Source organism: Viridibacillus arvi (genome assembly GCF_001274945.1).
GTDB classification, from domain to species: Bacteria; Bacillota; Bacilli; order Bacillales_A; family Planococcaceae; genus Viridibacillus; species Viridibacillus arvi.
In genome coordinates this window covers 92,605-114,707 of the sequence record NZ_LILB01000007.1, presented here as the reverse complement: position 1 = coordinate 114,707, position 22,103 = coordinate 92,605, and the positions used below count along the sequence as shown (strand labels likewise).

Genomic DNA, 22,103 nt, shown 5'->3' with positions numbered 1-22,103 from the left:
TTGTAAACATTATTCACCATACTACTCTCTATATATACAAAAATCTCATTTCATTTTTGTAATAATTGTTACAATATAACTCTTTTTACTTTTGCATTTTTGAAAATTCCGTTAAAATTAAGTTAGAATTATTAGTTTTTTAGAGAATGGGGAGATTAGTTTGAGTGACTCAAGCAGGAGTATGGAAGACATTTTAGCAGAAGCAAAAAAAATCAATGATAGAAATAGGAAAACGTCTAAAACTCGTTTACTTAAACGTATTATTATGGTGATGACCGGTGCTATTATTATGGCGATTGGCTTGGAGCAATTTCTTGTACCAAACAATATTTTAGATGGTGGAATTGTTGGTATATCTATTATTGTTTCTCACCTTAGCGGTCTACCACTAGGATTATTTATTTTCCTCTTGAACATACCCTTCTTTTTCCTCGGTTATAAGCAAATAGGGAAGACCTTTGCCTTATCAACCGCGTTAGGAATTACTACTCTATCTATAGCAACGGTTCTATTACACCCAATTGAACCTTTCACAAAAGATTTACTATTATCTACAGTATTTGGTGGAATCGTCCTTGGTACGGGTGTCGGTATCGTTATTCGCTATGGTGGCTCTCTTGATGGGACCGAAATTATGGCCATTCTATTTAACAAAAATTCCCCGTTCTCCGTTGGCGAAATCATTATGTTCTTCAACTTAATCATTTTCGCTGTAGCTGGCTTCGTTTTCACTTGGGAACAAGCGATGTATTCAGTACTAGCCTATTTCATTGCTTACAAAACAATCGATGTAGTCATTCAAGGACTCGATGAATCGAAATCCGTCTATATTATCAGCGAAGAATATGAAGAAATTGGGCGCGCTATTATGGATCGTCTAGGCCGTGGGGTAACATATTTAATCGGAGAGGGCGCTTATACTGGAGACAGAAAAAAAGTGATTTTCACGGTTATCACTCGACTAGAAGAATCTAAACTAACAACAATTGTAGAAGAACTCGATGACCATGCATTCCTGGCAATTGGCAATATCGCCGAAGTTCGTGGTGGACGCTTTAAGAAGAAAGATATTCACTAAATGTAAATGGCCAATTCTCTTTAGAGAATTAGCCTTTTTTATTTATACTAAATTATCAATCGTTATGCTCTTTACCGTTCTTTTTTGCATTTTCCGTAAATAAATGATAAAAACAATGTTAATAATGAGAGTTAATGCTGACATAATAAATAAGAAAGTGACTTGTAACATCCCTAATGTATTTATTATTAAAGTCATCGTAAACAGCGATAGCAAATGTATTGAAAGATACCAATTCCCTATCTTATTAGTTATTTTACTCAATTTCACAGCAGCTAAAGAGGTAAAAACTGACTGAATAACAACGAAGAGGAAATATACTTGAATAACTTGTAACAATGCATATCCTAAATCGTAGTATTCACCCCAGGTATAAGATGCCCTCACTTGATCTTGTAGGAAAAAATGTGGCAGAGAATACACAGCCAGTAATATTGCTAATAGTTGAGCTCTCATCGTTTCTTTTCCTTCAGCAGCTATTTTTGCAATACCGCTAGAAATTAAAATGTAACCTATAAAATTAGGCATTATATCTACAACTATATATATATTAATTAGAAGAAAGAGATATCCAATAAATAAATGCTTAAAGCCTTCACTCATTTACTCTCCTCCTTTGCATCATACACAAGCTGATTTACTTGTCGTTGTGTTAATGAGGGCTCACTTCTAAAATGAAATACATACCCCATCTCTTTGTTCTTTTTATTTGTAACAGGCATTAAAATATCTGCATCTATATATTTACCAGGTTGAACTTTGCTTTTCCTCTTATATTGGGTTATTATTCTCTCTTTGGCTTTAACATCCATGGGCCAGGATTGATCCTCTATCGGAGTCATAGCGCCCTCCCCGCTTTTTCCAACGTTCACCTTATATAAAGAGGCAATCTCTTGTGGTAGTTCTAGTTTCTTCATATGCGCATCCTCAAGCAATTGTACATCTTCGGTTACATTACCTATATTGTCAACAGATCTCGAACTAAAATCTGATTTAATGGACCTTGGTTCATTATGTATTTCGAAATGTTCGATATTTGCATTTAAACTACGATGTCCCGAAAATTCCATCAATATTTTATTGGCATTAATTTTTTTACTTTTTAAATATGCTAGTTGCTCTTCATCAATATTAAAATCTACTTTTTTTAAATAATGATGTATGTATTCTGTATAATAACTCGATGCTACATAATTACCCATTTCTCCAAAATAACTATCATTACCTAAAGGATATAATGTTTCTTGCCCTAATCGTAAGCTCATTGCTTCCATATTTTCTCCTTTATTAGTTAAATAAAAGATCGAAAATGTTCTCTCATAGTCACTTATAATATTTATGTAAGAAGAAAGTATAATTGGATCCTTCAATTGCTTTGATTGATAATATAGTGTATTTCCTAACCAACTAATTAAAATGATACTTATTGCTCCCCAAAACCATTTCGCCTTCAAATAAACCCTCCTTTAATACAATATAGTTAATATTATACAGTGTCATGCCATAAAAAAAGCGGAGATAATTATCTCCGCTTTTTATCTTTTTATTAATTTATGCTTATTCTCCCCAAACGTCTACAAGGACATTTGTTTGATCACGGTCTGGACCTACTGAGAATGTAGCAATTTGAATGCCAGCTAGTTCACTAACGCGCTCAACATAGCGACGAGCGTTCACTGGTAATTCTTCTAGCGTTCTGCAGCCTGTAACATCTTCAGACCAACCTGGAAGTTCTTCATACACTGGTTCACATTGTTCAATTATGTGAAGGTTAGCAGGATACTCTGTAAGTAATTCACCATTGTATTTATAAGCTGTACAAATTTTAACTGTTTCAAGACCTGATAATACATCAATTGAGTTTAATGATAAATCTGTAATACCACTTACTCGACGTGAGTGACGTACTACTACGCTATCGAACCAACCAACACGACGTGGACGACCTGTAGTCGTACCATATTCGCGACCAACTTCACGGATTTGGTGACCTACTTCATCAAATAATTCGGTTGGGAATGGTCCGTCACCAACACGAGATGTATAAGCTTTACAAACCCCTATAACGCGCATATCTCTAGATGGCCCAACTCCGGCACCAATTGTCACGCCTCCAGCTACTGGGTTTGAAGAAGTTACAAATGGATATGTTCCTTGATCGACATCAAGCATAACACCTTGTGCGCCTTCAAATAACACACGACCACCTTCATCAAGAACATCATTTAAAATTTTTGAAGTGTCTGTTACATATTTAGCGATTTCTTGACCATAACCATAGTATTCCTCAAAGATATCGTCAAAATTTAACCCTTCTGTTTCATAAAACTTCTCAAAAAGGCGATTTTTAAGAGCCAAGTTTTCACGTAGTTTATGCTCAAATACTTCGCGGTCCAATAAGTCTGCCATACGGATTCCGATACGTGCTACTTTATCTTGATAGCAAGGTCCGATACCTTTAGCAGTTGTCCCAATTTTGTTGTCTCCACGGCTTTCTTCATCTACAATATCTTGTTTAATATGATAAGGAAGAATAATGTGTGCACGGTTAGAGATACGAAGATTTTCAGTGCTTACGCCTCTCTCTTGTAAATATTTCAATTCCGTTACGATGGATTTAGGATTTACAACTAAACCATTACCGATAACTGAAATCTTATCTTTATAGAAAATACCCGATGGAATTAAGTGTAACTTGTACGTCTCACCATCAAATTTTATCGTATGGCCTGCATTGTCTCCACCCGCATAACGAGCAATTGCTTCTGCTTTTTTTGATAGGAAGTCGGTGATTTTACCTTTACCTTCATCTCCCCATTGAGTTCCCACTACTACTACTGATGTCATTACCAGCACCTCCGTCAGACGCTTTCAAGCATCCTGAATCAAACACGATAATTGTATCAACTGAAAAGGCAATAGTCAATAAAAAACACGAACGCACTATGATATATATCATTTTAACGTTCGTGTTTCATATACTCTAGTATCCTCCAGCTGGCTCATGCTGCGACCAATCGACACTAACAAATTTGTTATGTTCTTTAACGAACGCAAGCTTAACCGTATCTGTTGGACCATTACGTTGCTTGGCTACAATAATTTCAATCGTATTAGCATCTTCCGTTTCTTTATCGTAATAATCTTCACGATATAGGAAAGAAACGATATCGGCATCTTGCTCAATACTTCCGGATTCACGTAAATCACTCATCATTGGTCGTTTATCTTGACGTTGTTCAACGCCTCGCGACAACTGAGATAAAGCAATAACAGGCACTTCTAATTCACGCGCTAATGCTTTGAGAGAGCGTGAGATTTCGGATACTTCTTGTTGACGGTTTTCGCGTCCACTACCACTGCCTTGAATAAGCTGCAAATAGTCAATTAAAATCATGCCAAGTCCATGTTCTTGTTTTAAACGGCGACACTTTGCTCGTATTTCATTAATACGTACACCTGGTGTATCGTCAATGAAAATGCCAGCCTTAGATAAACTGCCCATTGCCATTGTTAGTTTGCGCCAATCTTCAACATTTAACGCACCAGTTCGTAATACTTGTGCATCAATGTTACCTTCAGCACATATCATACGCATAACTAGTTGTTCTGCGCCCATTTCAAGTGAGAAGATAGCAACATTTTCAGATGTCTTTGTTCCTACGTTTTGTGCAACATTCAAAGCAAATGCTGTTTTCCCAACTGAAGGTCGCGCTGCTACAATGATTAAATCTCCACGTTGGAACCCTGCTGTTAGGCGATCCAAATCACGGAATCCAGTAGGGATACCTGTAACGTCACCTTTTCGGTGTTGTAACTGCTCAATGTTTTCATATGTTTGGACAAGTACATCCTTCACAGGCTTAAAGTCGCCTGCGTTTTTGCGGCTTGCCACTTCCATCATTTTACGTTCAGCTTCTGCTAAAAGTGCATCTACTTCATCTTCACGTGTATAACCATCTTCTACAATTTTCGTTGCTACTCTAATTAAGCGGCGTAGTAAAGCCTTCTCTGAAACGATTTGTGCATAATAAGCGACATTGGCTGCTGTTGGTACAGCATTGGCAAGTTCCGTTAAATAAGAAATGCCTCCTATGTCTTCTAACTCATTATGATTGGAAAGTTCCTCTGTCACTGTAACGACGTCTATTGCTTTACCTTGATCGCTTAGACGCAACATCGTCGAGAAGATTTTAACATGCGCAGATCTATAGAAATCATCTTCAAGAAGAATTTCCGAAGCCGTTATGAGTGATTGTGGTTCAAGAAAAATGGCTCCTATGACAGATTGTTCAGCTTCAAGATTATGAGGCGGAACGCGTTCCAATAATGGATCGTTCATATATGTCTCTCCTTACGCTTCTTCTGTAACATGTACTTTCAGTGTAGCTGTCACTTCATGATGTAGCTTCACTGGCACATTTGTAAATCCTAGTGCACGAATAGCGTCTGCTAATTCCATTTTACGTTTATCAATTTTAATACCATGTTGTTTATTTAAACCGTCTGCAATTTGTTTTGTAGTTACCGCACCAAATAAACGGCCACCTTCACCTGATTTTGCTTTTAGTATAACCGTTAACTCTTCAATTTTTGCTTTTAAATCTTGTGCAGCAGCTAATTCAGCAGCAGCATCTTTTGCGGCTTTTTTCTTTTGCCCATCTAATTGGCTAATTGCTGCTTGGTTTGCTTCAACAGCTAGATTATTTTTTAATAAGAAGTTATGTGCATAACCATCAGCTACATTTTTGATTTCACCTTTTTTACCTTTACCTTTAACGTCTTTTAAGAATACTACTTTCATGATTCCGAACTCCCTTCTAATACAACCTCTATTGCTTCTTTTAACATGTTAATAGCCTCATCGATTGTTGCTACGTCTAATTGGCATGCAGCATTTGTTAAGTGTCCACCACCACCAAGCTCTTCCATTACAAGCTGGACGTTAATCTCTCCTAGCGAACGTGCACTAATACCAATGACTCCATCATGACGATGAGCAACTACAAATGATGCAGAAATGTCTTTCATTGTTAATAATATATCTGCTGTTTGTGCAAGTAAAACCGAGTTATAAATCTTGTCATTATCCCCACGTGCTATAGCTAGCCCTTGATGTACAAACTCCGCTGTTTGAACAATTTTAGAACGTTCAATATACGTATTGATATCTTCCTTCAATATACGTTGTACTAAGATTGTATCTGCTCCGTTTGTACGTAAATAAGACGCTGCTTCAAACGTACGTGCTCCAGTACGTAAAGTAAAACTTTTTGTATCGACAATAATGCCTGCTAGAAGAGCTGTTGCCTCTAACATTGTTATTTTATCATTTTTTGGCTGATACTCTAATAATTCTGTTACAAGCTCAGCTGTAGATGACGCATAAGGTTCCATATAGACAAGCATCGGGTTTTTTACAAACTCTTCTCCACGTCGATGGTGGTCAATTACGACGACCTTTTCAGCCTTATTTATTAATTTTTCTTCAATAGTCATTGATGGCTTATGTGTATCAACAACGACTAATAATGACTTATCGGTAATTTTTGATAATGCTTCCTCTGGAGTAATAAACCGATCATAGAGGTCTGACTTTTCCTTGACCACATTCATTAAGCGGATAATGCTATTATCAATTTGATCAAAATCCATAACGACATAACCATCAATTTTATTCATCTGAGCCATTTTACGAACTCCAATGGCTGCTCCTATCGCGTCCATATCGGGCATTTTATGGCCCATTACGAATACTTGATCACTGTCCTGGATTAAATCACGTAGTGCATGAGAAATAACGCGCGCACGTACTCTCGTACGCTTTTCAACCGGATTTGTTTTACCACCGTAAAATTTCACTTTACCATTAGGTTGCTTGATTGCAACTTGGTCACCACCGCGCCCTAAAACAAGATCTAAACTAGATTGTGCTAGTTCACCAAGTTCTATAAGGGATTGTGAACCAGTACCCACGCCAATACTTAATGTCAAAGATAAGCTTTGTTTTGCAGTAGTTTCACGAATATCATCTAAGATAGAGAATTTCTTCTTCTCAATTTCTTGTAAAATGGATTCATTTAATATCGCTATAAAACGATCCGTCGAAATACGTTTTATGAAAATACCGTATTGTGTGCCCCAATTATTAATAAGTGATGTAATAAGTGAATTTGTTTGGCTACGATTTTGATCGTCCATACCTTGTGTAATTTCATCATAGTTATCAACAAAGAGAACAGCTATTACCGAACGATCTTCATAGTATAGCGTTTCAATTTCTACTTGCTCTGTTATATCAAAGAAATATAATAACCTTTCTTCGGGTTTATAAAATGCTCGATATTTACGATCCTTAAGTGTGACATTCATCTCATGCTTTTCATCATGTTTAATTAATGTATAAAGATCCTCTGAAAGTGTAAAAATTTCCTCGCCCATTAATGTGTCTACATCTAAAATACCTAGCATATATGGATTCGACCATTCAATCATATATTGAGTATCAATTAAAATGATACCAATAGGCATTTCGAGCAAGGCCTCTTCCCCTACCTTTTTCATACGATATGAGAGAGTTTCAATGTGCTTTTCTGTTTCTTCATAGGTTGTTTTTTCCGTTTTCCAAGTCGATATTAAAGCAAATACCACTACAAGACCATAAGCAATACCAATGAACGGATGCCACATTACACATGCAATAACGCTTGCTACACTAAGAAGAGACAGAATTAAAAGAGGATATCGAATTGGTCTTTTTCTGAACAAAGTACCCATAGAATTCAGCTCCTTATTTTCTCGGCGTTCCCGTCACAAGCGCACGAATATTAAATCCTAAATCCACAATACCAAGTAGCGTAACAAACGAGTATAAAGGTAACGCTAAAATAGTACTTACTATTGCAATCCATTTAGGCCATTCTTGTTCATGTACATAGTAGTGAATAAACGAAATCCCTTGTAACAGCAGTAATGTGCTAAGTATAAATGACAGATTCAAAAAAGCCATATCAGCAAAAGAGCCACTTTCAGGTTTTATAAATAATGTCACTATTAAAACTAGCATATAGTACCATAAGACCGATCTAGGTAATTGAAGGTCTTTAAATGGTGCAAATTTTGGAACAGTTATTCCAAAACGTTTTAATAACGGTAAATTGACTGTAATGATAATAAAAGTGATCATGAATACAGACATCGTAATCATAGTCGGCATTACCATAGTTACTAAATCAAACATCTGCTCTAACTGTTCAACAGTCAGCGCTTTAACACCTGGCATAGTCTTAGCTAATTCATTTGATCTTTCATAGCTTTCTCTGGCTATCTCCAACATAATCTTCAAACTATCTACATTGAATAACTTAACCGAGATAACATACATAATTGCCATAGATAGTAATACACTAATACCTGTAGTCATAAATAAATAAACTTTGCTTTTTTTCATACGAAGTGTATCGCCAATTAAAAATCCTGCAAGACAGAAAATAATAGCAAGCGGCAGAGACATTATACCTGTAACGAGTACAGAGACTCCTATACTAACAACAGCTACTATCATTGAAGCTTTGCGATCATACATTGCACTATACCAAGCAATTGGAAAAGAAATAAACCAAATGGTTACCAAAGATAATATAGGAATATATGAAGTAATCGCTAAAAGGGCTGTAAATATTACGGCCATCATCGCCCCTTGTGTCAGTTGTTGCGTTTTATTTTTAGGCATCTATAACCTTCCTTTTTCCAAAAGACAATCTTTTATTTCATCTTATTATTGTACCATGTTTCATGTTCATGAACAAAAAAGCGCTAGGCTATACTTTTACGGATTGTGGGGTGTTCTATGGAGATATTTTATGCAGTACGTTTAACTATTATATAAAATAGATTAAGTCGCTGAAGGTATTATTTTTGTAAAAAAAAAAGACCGGTTACCCGGTCTTTAGAAAGTTATTATCTTTCTTCTGTGCTGAATGGAAGTAAGCCCATAATACGAGAAACTTTAATTGAAGCTGTAAGTTTACGTTGGTATTTTGCGCTAGTACCAGTTACACGGCGTGGAAGAATTTTTCCGCGCTCAGAGATGAATTTTTTCAACAAATCTACATCTTTATAGTCGATGTGTTTGATGTTGTTAGAAGTGAAATAGCAAACTTTACGGCGTTTGCGGCCTCCTCTACGTGGTGCCATAGTATTGTCGCCTCCTTAAGTATATTGGTATATATTGCGTGCAATGGATTTTTACTTAGAATGGTAAGTCGTCTTCAGAAACTTCGATTGGACCACCATTGTTGTTAGCAAAAGGATCTTCATCTACACGCGTATAGTTTTGCTGACTAGGTGATTGATTCTGTTGATAAGATGGTTGTTGCTGATAGTTGTTTTGTTGTGGAGCTTGGCCGTACGATTGTTCACCACCATATGATGGTTGTCCACCGTACTGTTGCTGTCCTTGCGAACGATCTCCTGCAGCACCGCGCGGCTCTAAGAACTGCACGCTATCTGCAACAACTTCAGTTGTGTAAACACGTTTACCATCTTGTCCTTCATAACTACCTGTTTGGATACGGCCTTCTATGCCCGCTAGGCTTCCTTTTTTCAAGAAGTTAGCAGTATTTTCAGCTTGTTTACGCCAAACAACACAGTTAATAAAGTCCGCTTGTTTTTCACCTTGTTGGTTAGCAAATGTTCTATTTACAGCGATTGTAAAGCGAGCAACAGCTGCGCCACTTGGTGTATAGCGAAGTTCCGGATCTTTTGTTAGTCTTCCAACTAATACGACTCGGTTAATCATCAGAATACAACCTCCTTTATCTGCGATTTTTATTAATTAAAATTATTTTTCTTCTTCGCGAACTGCAATGTGGCGAATAATGTCTTCGCTAATGTTAGCAAGACGAGTGTATTCGTTGATAGCTTTAGCGTCAGCGTTGATTTTCACGATTTGGTAGAAACCTTCACGGAAATCATTGATTTCGTAAGCTAAGCGGCGTTTGCCCCACTCTTTTGATTCGATGACTTCAGCGCCGTTTGAAGTTAAGATTTCGTTGAAGCGTTCTACAAGAGCCTTCTTCGCATCTTCTTCAATGTTTGGGCGAATGATGTACATTAATTCGTACTTTTTCATCTATAAGCACCTCCTTATGGACTTTGGCCCGACTAGTTGCAGTGGGCAAGGAGCAAGTAAATTTATTACTCACATCAGTGAATTGTAGCACATTAATTTGAATATAGCAACCTTCATCCCTATACATTCCCAAGTCATTTCCATTATACTTAGATTAGAGGTGATAAATTTGATAGAACATGAAGAACCTTCAATTATCGAGCTAGACTTAAAAAAAATAGCTTGGCAAAACATTATTATGACTGTTAGCTTAATGATCGGACTTATTTTTCTAAATGGTTGGATCCATAAAGTATTTGAACTGAACTTTTCACTTTTAAGTATTTTATTATTCATCGCATATTATATTATTTTAATTGTGTTACATGAAATTTTTCACTTAATTGGTTTTATGATTTTTGGTAAAGTACCTTTTCGCTCGCTGGATTACGGTGTAAATTTGAAGATGGGTGTCGCCTATGCAACAACAAAAGAGCCTATTTGTAATAAGGCAATGAAAAAAGCACTTCTTCTACCATTTTGGACAACCGGCGTTATTCCGGCTGCTTTTGGTCTCTACTTTAATAGTACGATGCTTGTTGTATTAGGAGCTTGGTTAATTGCTGGTGCTGTTGGAGATTTTGCTATGTATTTCGCACTTCGTAAATATCCAAATACATATTGGGTAAAAGATGACCCTGATTTTCCTAGATTATATTTATACAAAAACAAAACATATTAAAATAAAAAAAGACAGTGCAGGATACACCCAGCGCTGTCTTTTACTTATATATTATACGTTGAAGCGGAATAACATAACATCGCCATCTTGTACGATGTATTCTTTACCTTCTTGACGTACTTTACCTGCCTCTTTAGCTGCAGTCATTGAGCCGTATGCCATTAAATCTTCATAAGCAACTGTTTCTGCACGGATAAATCCACGTTCAAAGTCAGAGTGAATAACACCAGCACATTGCGGTGCTTTCATCCCTTTACGGAATGTCCATGCACGTACTTCTTGTACACCTGCTGTGAAGTAAGTTGCTAGTCCAAGTAGATTGTAGGCTGCACGAATTAATTGGTCTAAACCAGATTCTTCGATACCTAGTTCTTCAAGGAACATTGCTTTTTCTTCATCATCAAGCTCTGCAATTTCTTCTTCGATTTTCGCACAAATAACAATTACCTCTGCGCCTTCAGCTTTTGCATATTCGCGCACTTTTTGTACGTATTCATTGTCGTCAGCATTCGCTACTTCATCTTCAGAAACGTTTGCTACGTATAGCATAGGTTTCACAGTCAGTAGGTGGAATCCTTTAACGATTTTAAATTCTTCTTCAGTAAAGTCAATTGAGCGACCAGGTTTTTCGGCTTCAAAAGCTTCTTTTAAGCGAGTTAAGATTGGTGCTTCTGCCATTGCATCTTTATCTTTTTGTTTTGCTAATTTTTCAACACGAGATAGACGTTTTTCAACTGCTTCTAAATCTGCAAGAATTAACTCAAGGTTAATAACTTCGATATCTTCGATTGGATCAACTTTACCTGATACATGTGTGATATTATCGTCAGCGAAACAACGAACTACTTGTGTAATTGCATCTACTTCACGAATGTGTGCTAAGAACTTGTTACCAAGACCTTCACCTTTACTAGCGCCTTTTACGATTCCAGCAATATCAGTAAATTCAAAAGCTGTTGGTACAGTCTTTTTCGGTTCTACTAATTCCGTTAATTTTTGAAGACGATTATCTGGTACTTCAACGATTCCTACGTTTGGATCAATCGTACAGAACGGGTAGTTTGCAGATTCTGCTCCTGCTTTTGTAATTGCATTAAACAATGTCGATTTACCTACGTTAGGTAAACCTACGATGCCAGCTGTTAAAGCCATTCTTTTCACAACCTTTCAATTTTTCATAAACACTATTCTATTTACACGACTTGTTAATTATAGAGACTCATCTAGTAAAAGTCTAATTTTGCTCTTCTGTTACTGGATTAGCAGGAATTAATATTTTCTTTAACTTTTTTTCAAACTCTCTTCGTGGAATCATAACGCTATGCTGACAACCTTCACATTTAATCCGAATATCTGCACCCATTCGGATAATTTTCCACTCGTTCGTTCCACAAGGATGTTGTTTTTTCATTTCTACAACATCGCCTAGCTCAAACTTTTTTGCTTCCATCATCATTCTCCTTCTTCGTTAAATGTTTGATTATTATCTCTTTCATAAACCATCATTTTTGGATAAGGAATTTCGATACGATTTCGATCAAAAATTTCTTTTACATCACGACGAACCATACGTGATATTGCAAAATGTTGCATCGGCAATGTCTCCACTGAAATGCGAAGGGAAACTTCTGCACCTACGACATTTTGTACACCTAATAATGTAGGAGGAGCAGTTATTTCTTCATGTTTTTTTGGTAGTTCTTTAAGATATTCCTCTATTAACCGCTCTGCTTTAGCAATATCTGAACTATAAGCAACACTTACATCGATAATAGCAATTGAGTTATTTATAGAATAGTTTACAACATCAGTGATTGACCCATTTGGAACAATATTAATCTCTCCAGCAGCACCTTTAATTTTAGTTGTGCGTAACCCAATTTCGAGTACAGTACCTTCTACTGAAGTAATTTTAATATAGTCACCGACACCAAACTGATCTTCAAAAATAATGAAGAATCCAGTGATGACATCTTTCACTAAACTTTGTGCACCAAACCCGACTGCTAAACCTACGATTCCGGCACCTGCTAAAAGCCCTTTAACATCTATATTTACAGCCGATAATATCGCTAAAATCGCAGAAAAGTATACTACATATGAAACAATACTTTGCACCAGTTTCAAAATAGTTCGATATCGTCTTTCAGATGCGGGTTGTAATGGGGCTGGCGCTTTCATACGGAATTCAAAGCCTTTACGAATAGCCATTTTAGCTACACGTACAACAACCATTGATAATATCGTGATTACTGCAATTTTTATTGTTGCACGACCAATTCCCATCCACATTTCTTCACTAGTCAAAGCTGCCATAAAGTTGTTATACATTTTTTCCAATTTTGACGCTCCTCTTGCATAAAAAATTCTCGTAATGCGTATAATGCTGAAAAAAGAAAGAGAGATTCTGGATGCTTATAACTTCGAATCAACCATTTTCACATGTTCTTCATTATAAAGAATCAGGTGCCATTTGGAGGTTGAGCTCTTTCCTTTTAGAGCATATACCATTTCATCACGAAAATCTTGTATTTTGCTGTATTGGAACCGATCGTTCTACTGGAGACTCACTCGGACCATTAGCCGGCAGTTTTTTGAATCAATATGTTTCATTTCCTTATAAAATTATTGGAACCTTAGAAAAACCCCTTCATGCACTGAATCTAACAGATACAGTTGATAATTTATCTACCCATGAAATAAAACCGTTTGTAGTTGCCATTGATGCTTGTCTTGGTTCACAGCAACGCATTGGGGAAATTATCGTTCATGAGGGACCTTTACTGCCTGGCAAAGCTGTGAAGAAGGAGCTCCCCCCTATTGGCGATATGTCTATAAAAGGCATAGTCAACATTGGAGGATTTATGGAGCATGCAGTTTTACAAAACACTCGTCTACATGTAACGTACGAAATGAGCCAACAAATTTCACGTGCTCTATTTTTGGCTTGGAGTCGTTATTCTTTAAAAAAGGTAGATGAACATAACCGCGATGGCCACAACGAGTATTCCCGGAAGTAAGTTGGCCACGCGGATTTTTGTTACGCCTACTAAATTAAGACCTATTGCGAGAATCATAACTCCACCGGTTGCTGTCATTTCTTGAATGAACATTTGTAGTGCAGCATCAGGTATGAATCGACTAATTTGTCCTGCAAAAACAGCAATAATACCTTGATACAAAAATACAGGAACAGCAGATAACATAACTCCTATCCCTAGTGTTGAAGCTAAAATTACCGCTGTAAAACCATCAATAATACCTTTTGTTATTAAAACAGAATGATCATTGCGTAGGCCGCTATCCAACGCACCTATAATAGCCATTGAACCGATAACAAAGATAAGAGTAGCATTAACAAAGCCCTGTGAAATATTTCCACCTTTAGCCTTGTTTCCTAATTTCTTTTCCATAAACTGACCTAGACGATTTAATTGTTTATCTAGATCAATCCATTCTCCAAGTATCGAACCAAACACAAGGCTAACAATGATGATGATAAAATTCTCGCTTTGTATGCCCATTTGAATACCCAATACTGCAACTGCCAGGCCTATAATACTCATCACTGTCTCTTTTGTATTATCGGGTATCCCCTGTAACAATCTACCAATTAATGTACCAATTACAATTAACAATGCGTTTATTGCTGTACCTAATAGAACCAAATGAAATCCTCTCAATCTTCGAGTAATTCTAATATACGCTCTAAATCATCAGCAGAGAAAAATTCAATTTCAATTTTTCCTTTATTTTTTGATTCTTTAATTGTCACGTTCGTACCAAAATAATCACGTAGCTGTGATTCTTTTTCTGCAATAAAAATATCTTTTTTCACTTTCTTCTTTGTTTCACGTGAAACATTGTCATTCATAGATTGTACTAATGCCTCTAACTGGCGAACATTCAAATGCTGGCTTAGCACTTTTTCAGTTACTTGTGATATTAATTTTCTTCTTTTCAAACCTAGCAATGCACGACCATGACCCATTGTGATTTTACCTTCTGATAAAAGGATACGTACATCTTCCGGTAATGCTAACAGTCGGACATGGTTCGCAATATGTGGACGACTTTTCCCTAACCGAGCTGCCAATTGTTCCTGTGTTAAGTTTAAGTTATCCATTAGATTTGTATAAGCCTCAGCCTCTTCAATTGGGGTTAAATCTTCACGTTGTAAATTCTCAAGAATTGCTAACTCCATCATCTGTTGATCGTCCATCTCTCGGACAACAACTGGAATTTCTGTTAACCCCGCTAGTTTAGAAGCCCTAAACCTTCTTTCACCAACAACAATTTCATAAAAGTTAACTCGTTTACGGGCAATAATTGGTTGCAAAACTCCATGTTCTTTAATTGATATTGCCAATTCCTCTATTGCGGATTCATCAAAAATTCTCCGAGGTTGATATGGATTTGCCCGTAACTCTGTTAATGCCAAATGCTCTATTGTTTCATTACTAGATAAAGATTCACCTGGGAATAATGCGTTAATTCCCTTTCCTAGACCTTTAGCCATTTTTAATCACTTCCCTTGCAAGCTCTAAATACCCCTCTGCCCCACGCGATTTTGCATCATATACAATAATCGGTTCCCCGTGACTTGGCGCTTCACTTAAACGGACATTCCGCGGGATAACTGTTTTAAACACTTTATCTTGGAAATACTTTTTCACTTCTTCAATTACTTGAAGGCCTAAATTGGTACGTGCGTCGAGCATCGTCAATAAAACACCTTCAATTGTTAGCTGATGATTTAAATGCTTCTGCACTAATCGTACAGTTGATAATAGCTGACTTAATCCTTCTAAAGCGTAATATTCACATTGTACTGGAATCAGAATCGAATCAGATGCTGTTAATGAATTAATTGTTAATAAACCTAGAGATGGTGGACAGTCAATTACGATGTAATCATAGTCATTTTTTATATCTTCAATTGCATGTTTTAACCGTACTTCTCTTGAAATTGTTGATACTAGTTCTATTTCAGCTCCCGCTAACGCAATTGTAGCAGGTACTATATATAAATTGTTTACTTTTGTTTCTCGAATGACATCTTTAATTGATTCGTCATCAATTAGCACATCATAAATACATTTATGTACTTCACCTTTGTTAACCCCCACTCCACTTGTTGCATTTCCTTGAGGGTCTGTATCAATCATTAATACTTTTTTACCTAAATGGGCGAGGCAAGCGCTAAGATTAACTGATGTTGTAGTTTTTCCTACGCCGCCTTTCTGGTTAGCGATTGCAATTGTTTTACCCACATGTGCACCTGCTTTCCAAAATCAATTTTATAAAAATAGGCAATATTAAATTAATTTGAGTACCTAATTTTCATTCTATCAAAAAAATGTACAATAGGCTCTTATTATAAAAGAAAAATATATAAAAAAACTCTTGTCCAAAATACTAGACAAGAGTTTAAAATAGATGAAATTATGATTTCTTTTTCGGTATCTTCACAGTGATTTGGTAAAATTCATCATGTTCTTCTTCTTCGGCTTCTACATTTATACCTGTTTTTGTGACCATCGTAAGTGATTGTCTAATTGTATTTAATGCGATACGAATGTCTTTACTAATTGCTTTACGGGTTGGTTTGTTTTTCTTTGGCTTTTCAGCAGGATTTAGAATTTCATCAATTCTTTGCTCTAATTGTCGTACATTATAATCATTGTCGATTATTTCTTGTAACAACGCTAATTGCAATTCCTTGTCTTTGACAGGTACCAAAGCACGTGCATGACGTTCTGAAATCTCCCTTTTTAAAATAGCCATTTGGATTTCTTCAGGTAGCTTTAATAAGCGTATTTTATTAGCTATTGTTGACTGACCTTTACCAAGCCTTTGGGCAAGTGCTTCTTGTGTTAAACCATGAAGTTCTAATAATTTTAGGTAAGCCTGTGCTTCCTCAATTGATGTAAGTTCTTCACGTTGTAAGTTTTCGATTAACGCCACTGAAGCTGTTTCTTTGTCGTTCATTTCACGGACAATCGCGGGCACTTCTGTCCACTCTAACATTTTCATCGCGCGATAACGACGCTCACCGGCAATTATTTCGTAATGACCTTCTTCCATTTTTCGAACGACGATTGGTTGAATTACACCGTGTGTACGGATTGTTCGTGCAAGCTCTTCAATCTTCGAATCATCGAAAATTGTACGTGGCTGATAACGATTCGGCTGGATCTCATCAATAAGGAGTTTGACAACCGATTCCGCACTTTCTACCTCATTTTTCGAGTCGTGTTCTACTTTCTCACCACTTCCAAAAAAACGTGAAAAAGTACTTTTCATCCCTTGGCACCACCTTTAACGATATTTCCAAGCATTCTCCATCTAATATCATAGGTAAAAGCCCGTTAGAAGGTGGAGAGAACTATTTATATTTTGACTATCATTGTGCAATAAGTAAAACTTCTACATATCATTATAGTTATTTTCTATAAAAAACGTAAGAACCCTTTTATGTTTCACGTGGAACGAAACAATTATTGGATTGGTGATTTATTTGGTACACCTGGCTTACGTGGATATTTCTTCGGTGTATTTTTTGTTTTATTAAAAATAAAAATAGAACGTTCACTATCTTCGATTGGTAATAAGAATGAATAGCTATCTACTAATTTAGCACCTAGTACTGTTAATGCTTTTTTTGCATCCTTCATCTCTTCATCACCACTTGCTGCTTTCATTGCAACAAAATGACCATTTGTTTTCACAAGCGGTATACATAACTCAGAAAGTACTGATAATCTAGCGACTGCTCGTGCAGTTACAAGATCAAATTGTTCTCTATATTTCGGATTTTGACCAAAATCCTCTGCACGCGAATGAACAAATTCAACATGATCTAAATGTAGCTGTTCACTTAAATGTGTTAAGAATTGAATACGTTTATTTAATGAATCTACAATTGTCACCTGTAAATGTGGGAAACAGATTTTAATAGGAATACTCGGAAAACCTGCACCTGCTCCTACATCACATATAGATTGTACTTTATCGAAATCCATATAAAAAGCAGCACTAATAGAATCGTAGAAATGCTTTAAATAAACAGATGGCTGGTCAGTAATTGCAGTTAAGTTCATTTTCTCATTCCATTCAACTAATAGTTCAAAATAAGTATGAAATTGTTTTAACTGTCCCTCTGATAACTCAATTCCTTGTTCTTTTAAAGCCTGCACAAACTGTTCTTCGTTCATGATTTTCCCCTTCCATGTAGTGCCACTATTGGTTTTGTCATATTATTCGTTGCTTGCTAATTTCGCTATTCTACCTTGTTCAATATACACTAGTAAAATTGAAATGTCAGCAGGGTTTACACCTGAGATGCGTGATGCCTGAGCAACAGATAGTGGTCTTACTTGTTTTAATTTTTGTTTTGCTTCAGTTGCAATTCCTGAAATTGCCTCATAATCAATGTTCTCTGGAATTTTTTTGTTTTCCATTTTTTTTAGCTTATCTACTTGTTGAAGTGCTTTTTCAATATAGCCTTCATATTTTACCTGAATTTCGATTTGCTCTTTTTCTTCTGTTGATAACTCGACAGGTGACTCTGTTAATGTTGACAATAATTCATACGTCATTTCTGGTCGTTTTAATAGATCAGCTGCACGGATACCATCTTTTAATTCACTACTACCTAAATCACGTAATACGCCTTGTGTTTTAGCATCTGGTTTTAAAATTGTATCACGAAGACGTTTAATTTCATTGTCTACTTTTTTACGTTTTGTATCAAATTTATCATAACGCTCTTGGGAAATTAAACCTGCTTCATAAGCACGATCAGATAAACGTATATCCGCATTGTCATGACGTAGTAATAATCGGTATTCTGCACGAGATGTTAATAGACGATATGGTTCGTTTGTTCCTTTTGTTACAAGGTCATCGATTAACACACCTATATATGCATCTGCACGTCCTAGAATCATCTCTTCTTTACCAAGTGCTTTAGCAGCAGCGTTAATTCCAGCCATTAGACCTTGTCCAGCAGCCTCTTCATAACCTGAAGTACCGTTAATTTGACCAGCTGTATATAAGTTTGCAATGCGTTTAGTTTCTAGTGTTGGCCATAATTGTGTTGGTACAATTGCATCGTATTCGATTGCGTAACCTGCTCTCATCATTTCTGCCTTTTCTAGACCTGGCACCGATTCCAACAGCTTGCGTTGTACATGTTCAGGTAAGCTTGTTGATAACCCTTGAACATACACTTCACGTGTATTACGGCCTTCTGGTTCTAAGAATAATTGATGACGAGGCTTATCACTAAATCGAACAACCTTATCTTCAATTGATGGGCAATAACGCGGACCCGTACCTTTAATCATCCCTGAATACATTGGAGATAAATGAAGATTATCATTAATGATTTCATGTGTTTCTTCACTTGTATATGTCAGCCAACATGGTAGTTGATCTGTAATATATTCAGTCGTTTCATAACTAAACGCACGAGGCTCTGTATCACCAGGCTGAATTTCAGTTTTACTGTAATCAATTGTATTGCTGTTAACACGTGGTGGTGTACCTGTTTTAAAGCGTACTAACTCAAAGCCAAGTTCTTTTAAATTATCCGCTAATTTAATAGATGGCTGCTGATTATTTGGACCACTTGAATACTTCAAGTCACCAATAATGATTTCACCTCGTAAGAATGTACCAGTTGTAACAATAACTGTTTTTGCATGATAAACAGCACCAACTTGCGTAACGATACCTTTTATTTCACCGTCTTCAACGATTAATTCATCTACCATTGCTTGGTGAATTGTAAGATTTTCTTCGTCTTCTAGTAACTTTTTCATTTCTTGTTGGTAAAGTACTTTATCTGCTTGTGCGCGTAGAGCACGTACTGCTGGACCTTTACCTGTATTTAACATACGCATTTGGATATGTGTTTTATCGATAATTTTACTCATCGCACCGCCTAATGCATCAATTTCGCGTACAACAATCCCTTTAGCTGGGCCACCTACTGATGGATTACATGGCATAAAGGCGATCATATCAAGATTGATTGTTAACATAAGTGTTTTTGCACCCATTCTTGATGCAGCATATGCAGCTTCTACTCCTGCATGACCTGCTCCAATTACAATCACATCGAACGTGCCTGCTTCAAATTTTGTTGGCATGCTCGTTACTTCCTTTCTATATTTAAGTTTATTTCCCTAAACAGAATTGTGAAAATAGCTGATTAATTAAGCTTTCTTGCACGGTATCTCCAATAATTTCACCAAGAAGTTCCCATGTTCTAGTGACATCGATTTGAATCATATCGACAGGTACACCTGCATGAGCTGCTTCAATAGCATCCTTAATCGTTGAATGCGCTTGGTGTAGTAAAGCTATATGGCGTGCATTTGATACATATGTCATATCTCCAGCTTCCAATGATCCTTCAAAGAATAATGCCGCAATTGCTTCCTCAAGCTCTGTGACACCTTCTTCTTTAAGTAATGATGTTGTCACCACTTTGCGATTGCCCGCTAATGCTTGTACACGAGCTAAGTCGATCTGTTGTGACAAATCTGTTTTATTAACAACGACTATATAGTCCATATTTTGAATCGTTTCGAAAAGACGTTCATCTTCCTCAGTAAGTTCGTCTCCATAGTTCACAACAAGCAAGATTAAATCTGCTTCTTTCAATACTTGTCTAGAGCGTTCAACACCAATGCGCTCAACGATATCCTCGGTCTCACGAATACCTGCAGTATCAACCAAACGTAATGGGACACCTCTTACATTTACGTACTCTTCTATAATATCACGCGTTGTACCAGCAACGTCTGTAACGATTGCTTTATTTTCTTGTACAAGGCTATTTAATAGTGATGATTTGCCGACATTCGGACGACCTAGTATAACAGTTGAAAGGCCCTCACGCAAAATTTTGCCCTGAGAAGATGTTTGTAAAAGTTTCTCAATCTCTTTCATTACCCAAGTAGACTTTTCGAGCATCAGAGGAATTGTCATCTCTTCTACATCGTCATATTCTGGATAATCTATGTTTACTTCTACTTGCGCTAGAGTTTCTAATAGTGCTTGTCTAAGTTCACTAATTAATCGTGATAATTTCCCGTCCATTTGACCAAGTGCAACATTCATTGCACGATCTGTTTTTGCACGAATCAAATCCATTACAGCTTCTGCTTGGGATAAATCGATTCGGCCATTTAAGAATGCTCTCTTAGTAAATTCACCAGGCTCAGCTAATCGCGCACCATTCTTCAATACTAATTGCAGTACTCGATTCACTGAAACTATTCCACCATGACAGTTAATTTCTACTACATCTTCACGTGTAAATGTTTTTGGCCCTTTCATCATCGATAGCATGACTTCCTCTACTACCTCTCCTGATTCAGGCTCCTTTAAATGTCCATAATGAATAGTATGTGACGGCTGTGTGGATAACTTTTTCCGACTCGGTGCATGAAACACACGATCTGCAATAGCAACAGCCTCATCCCCACTTAAACGGACAATGGCAATTGCCCCTTCACCCATTGGCGTTGAGATAGCCGCAATTGTATCGAACTCCATAGATAATACCTCCTAAAAAATTAAAAATTATCCACATGTGGATAACCTAAAAACGAACTAACTCTCTAACATACAATAATAGCATAAAAGCTCGAAAAGTAGAATTGTGGACAACTTTTTTTAAATGCAGAAGGCGCTCATTTATCGACAAGGTCATTGATAGGCAGAAGACAAAATCACTCTTTGACTTTGCCCTCCTCTAAAACGTTCCGAGCAACCAGCTCCTAAAGTTGGCTGACTTTTTTACTGCTGCAAGCACTCGTTAAGCTCAACAATTAATTGAAATCTCTAATCAAAGTACCTTTTCAACTTTCTTTCGAGAGTCGCGGACAGCAACTCCTGAAGTTCTCGACGGCGTGTCATTACAGTTCCATGATCCCACGACCAACATTCTGTTAGCTTAGGTGCTCATTTAGCTGTGAAACTTCCCGAGTATTAGCTCCTGAAACTAAATATTTAAATTTAATAAAAAAGCTACAATTTTTTATTCGTAAATTCATTATTTAACAAACGGATACATACTAACCCACTAAAATTATCCATTAAAACAAATAAAAGCCCATCTCATTTAGAATGAGATGGGCTTTAAAGAGTATTTC

The 22,103-nt window shown here is 36.6% G+C and carries 23 protein-coding genes; 3 read left to right on the top strand and 20 right to left on the bottom strand.

Annotated features, from left to right (window positions below):
- Nucleotides 1-265: 265 nt before the first annotated feature.
- Nucleotides 266-1,078, top strand: a complete 813-nt coding sequence (locus AMD00_RS18020) for a YitT family protein (RefSeq protein ID WP_445684133.1) — start codon at nucleotides 266-268, stop codon at nucleotides 1,076-1,078.
- Nucleotides 1,079-1,120: 42 nt separating this feature from the next.
- Here the strand turns inward: AMD00_RS18020 and AMD00_RS18015 are convergent, their stop codons facing one another.
- The 10 genes from AMD00_RS18015 to rpsF form a co-directional block, all read right to left on the bottom strand.
- Nucleotides 1,121-1,681: a hypothetical protein gene (locus tag AMD00_RS18015; RefSeq protein WP_053418433.1), complete on the bottom strand. Its 561-nt coding sequence runs from the start codon at nucleotides 1,679-1,681 to the stop codon at nucleotides 1,121-1,123.
- The gene (locus AMD00_RS18010; RefSeq protein ID WP_053418432.1) at nucleotides 1,678-2,532 is read right to left on the bottom strand and encodes a hypothetical protein; all 855 of its coding nucleotides are present in this window, start codon (nucleotides 2,530-2,532) and stop codon (nucleotides 1,678-1,680) included. Before AMD00_RS18010 ends, AMD00_RS18015 begins: the two co-directional genes overlap by 4 nt.
- A gap of 103 nt (nucleotides 2,533-2,635) precedes the next feature.
- Nucleotides 2,636-3,925 (bottom strand): adenylosuccinate synthase, encoded by a 1,290-nt coding sequence (locus AMD00_RS18005; protein WP_053418431.1) that lies wholly within the window; start codon nucleotides 3,923-3,925, stop codon nucleotides 2,636-2,638.
- 136 nt (nucleotides 3,926-4,061) lie between these two features.
- Entirely contained in the window at nucleotides 4,062-5,420 is a 1,359-nt protein-coding gene (dnaB, locus tag AMD00_RS18000) for a replicative DNA helicase (RefSeq protein ID WP_038178807.1), read from the bottom strand.
- A gap of 12 nt (nucleotides 5,421-5,432) precedes the next feature.
- Nucleotides 5,433-5,882: a 50S ribosomal protein L9 gene (rplI, locus tag AMD00_RS17995; RefSeq protein WP_053418430.1), complete on the bottom strand. Its 450-nt coding sequence runs from the start codon at nucleotides 5,880-5,882 to the stop codon at nucleotides 5,433-5,435.
- Nucleotides 5,879-7,855 carry a DHH family phosphoesterase gene (locus tag AMD00_RS17990; protein ID WP_053418429.1) on the bottom strand — a complete coding sequence of 659 codons (1,977 nt, stop codon included), beginning with the start codon at nucleotides 7,853-7,855 and terminating at the stop codon, nucleotides 5,879-5,881. The genes rplI and AMD00_RS17990 overlap by 4 nt, the downstream gene beginning before the upstream one ends.
- A 13-nt stretch (nucleotides 7,856-7,868) precedes the next feature.
- The gene (locus AMD00_RS17985; RefSeq protein WP_053418428.1) at nucleotides 7,869-8,810 is read right to left on the bottom strand and encodes a YybS family protein; all 942 of its coding nucleotides are present in this window, start codon (nucleotides 8,808-8,810) and stop codon (nucleotides 7,869-7,871) included.
- Nucleotides 8,811-9,037: 227 nt separating this feature from the next.
- Nucleotides 9,038-9,274, bottom strand: a complete 237-nt coding sequence (gene rpsR / locus AMD00_RS17980) for a 30S ribosomal protein S18 (RefSeq protein WP_038178800.1) — start codon at nucleotides 9,272-9,274, stop codon at nucleotides 9,038-9,040.
- Between the two features lie 55 nt (nucleotides 9,275-9,329).
- A complete protein-coding gene (gene ssb / locus AMD00_RS17975; protein WP_053418427.1) occupies nucleotides 9,330-9,878 on the bottom strand; it encodes a single-stranded DNA-binding protein in 549 nt (182 codons plus the stop codon).
- Between the two features lie 42 nt (nucleotides 9,879-9,920).
- On the bottom strand, nucleotides 9,921-10,211 hold the full coding sequence (rpsF, locus tag AMD00_RS17970) for a 30S ribosomal protein S6 (protein ID WP_038178796.1): 291 nt from the start codon (nucleotides 10,209-10,211) through the stop codon (nucleotides 9,921-9,923).
- Between the two features lie 169 nt (nucleotides 10,212-10,380).
- On the opposite strand from rpsF, the gene AMD00_RS17965 reads away from it, so the two are divergent.
- Nucleotides 10,381-10,932 carry a DUF3267 domain-containing protein gene (locus tag AMD00_RS17965; RefSeq protein ID WP_053418426.1) on the top strand — a complete coding sequence of 184 codons (552 nt, stop codon included), beginning with the start codon at nucleotides 10,381-10,383 and terminating at the stop codon, nucleotides 10,930-10,932.
- A gap of 51 nt (nucleotides 10,933-10,983) precedes the next feature.
- Here the strand turns inward: AMD00_RS17965 and ychF are convergent, their stop codons facing one another.
- From ychF to AMD00_RS17950, 3 genes are all read right to left on the bottom strand, one after another.
- Nucleotides 10,984-12,084, bottom strand: a complete 1,101-nt coding sequence (gene ychF / locus AMD00_RS17960) for a redox-regulated ATPase YchF (RefSeq protein ID WP_053418425.1) — start codon at nucleotides 12,082-12,084, stop codon at nucleotides 10,984-10,986.
- Nucleotides 12,085-12,166: 82 nt separating this feature from the next.
- Complete coding sequence (locus tag AMD00_RS17955; protein WP_053418424.1) at nucleotides 12,167-12,382, bottom strand: DUF951 domain-containing protein; 216 nt, start codon at nucleotides 12,380-12,382, stop codon at nucleotides 12,167-12,169.
- Between the two features lie 2 nt (nucleotides 12,383-12,384).
- Nucleotides 12,385-13,263, bottom strand: coding sequence for a mechanosensitive ion channel family protein (locus AMD00_RS17950; RefSeq protein ID WP_053418573.1), 879 nt, complete (start codon nucleotides 13,261-13,263; stop codon nucleotides 12,385-12,387).
- Between the two features lie 80 nt (nucleotides 13,264-13,343).
- Here AMD00_RS17950 and yyaC point away from each other — a divergent pair, with 80 nt between their 5' ends.
- Complete coding sequence (gene yyaC / locus AMD00_RS17945; RefSeq protein WP_083446293.1) at nucleotides 13,344-13,952, top strand: spore protease YyaC; 609 nt, start codon at nucleotides 13,344-13,346, stop codon at nucleotides 13,950-13,952.
- On the opposite strand, the gene AMD00_RS17940 is transcribed toward yyaC, so the two are convergent.
- The 7 genes from AMD00_RS17940 to mnmE form a co-directional block, all read right to left on the bottom strand.
- Entirely contained in the window at nucleotides 13,896-14,600 is a 705-nt protein-coding gene (locus AMD00_RS17940; RefSeq protein WP_053418423.1) for a DUF554 domain-containing protein, read from the bottom strand. The genes yyaC and AMD00_RS17940 overlap by 57 nt on opposite strands.
- Nucleotides 14,601-14,611: 11 nt before the next feature.
- Nucleotides 14,612-15,451: a ParB/RepB/Spo0J family partition protein gene (locus AMD00_RS17935; protein WP_053418422.1), complete on the bottom strand. Its 840-nt coding sequence runs from the start codon at nucleotides 15,449-15,451 to the stop codon at nucleotides 14,612-14,614.
- Nucleotides 15,444-16,205: a ParA family protein gene (locus AMD00_RS17930; protein WP_053418421.1), complete on the bottom strand. Its 762-nt coding sequence runs from the start codon at nucleotides 16,203-16,205 to the stop codon at nucleotides 15,444-15,446. The genes AMD00_RS17935 and AMD00_RS17930 overlap by 8 nt, the downstream gene beginning before the upstream one ends.
- Before the next feature lie 172 nt (nucleotides 16,206-16,377).
- Nucleotides 16,378-17,238, bottom strand: a complete 861-nt coding sequence (gene noc / locus AMD00_RS17925; RefSeq protein WP_053418420.1) for a nucleoid occlusion protein — start codon at nucleotides 17,236-17,238, stop codon at nucleotides 16,378-16,380.
- A 194-nt stretch (nucleotides 17,239-17,432) separates the two neighbouring features.
- On the bottom strand, nucleotides 17,433-18,149 hold the full coding sequence (gene rsmG, locus AMD00_RS17920) for a 16S rRNA (guanine(527)-N(7))-methyltransferase RsmG (RefSeq protein WP_053418419.1): 717 nt from the start codon (nucleotides 18,147-18,149) through the stop codon (nucleotides 17,433-17,435).
- 42 nt (nucleotides 18,150-18,191) lie between these two features.
- Nucleotides 18,192-20,090, bottom strand: coding sequence for a tRNA uridine-5-carboxymethylaminomethyl(34) synthesis enzyme MnmG (gene mnmG, locus AMD00_RS17915; protein WP_053418418.1), 1,899 nt, complete (start codon nucleotides 20,088-20,090; stop codon nucleotides 18,192-18,194).
- 28 nt (nucleotides 20,091-20,118) lie between these two features.
- A complete protein-coding gene (mnmE, locus tag AMD00_RS17910) occupies nucleotides 20,119-21,504 on the bottom strand; it encodes a tRNA uridine-5-carboxymethylaminomethyl(34) synthesis GTPase MnmE (protein WP_053418417.1) in 1,386 nt (461 codons plus the stop codon).
- Nucleotides 21,505-22,103: the final 599 nt, after the last annotated feature.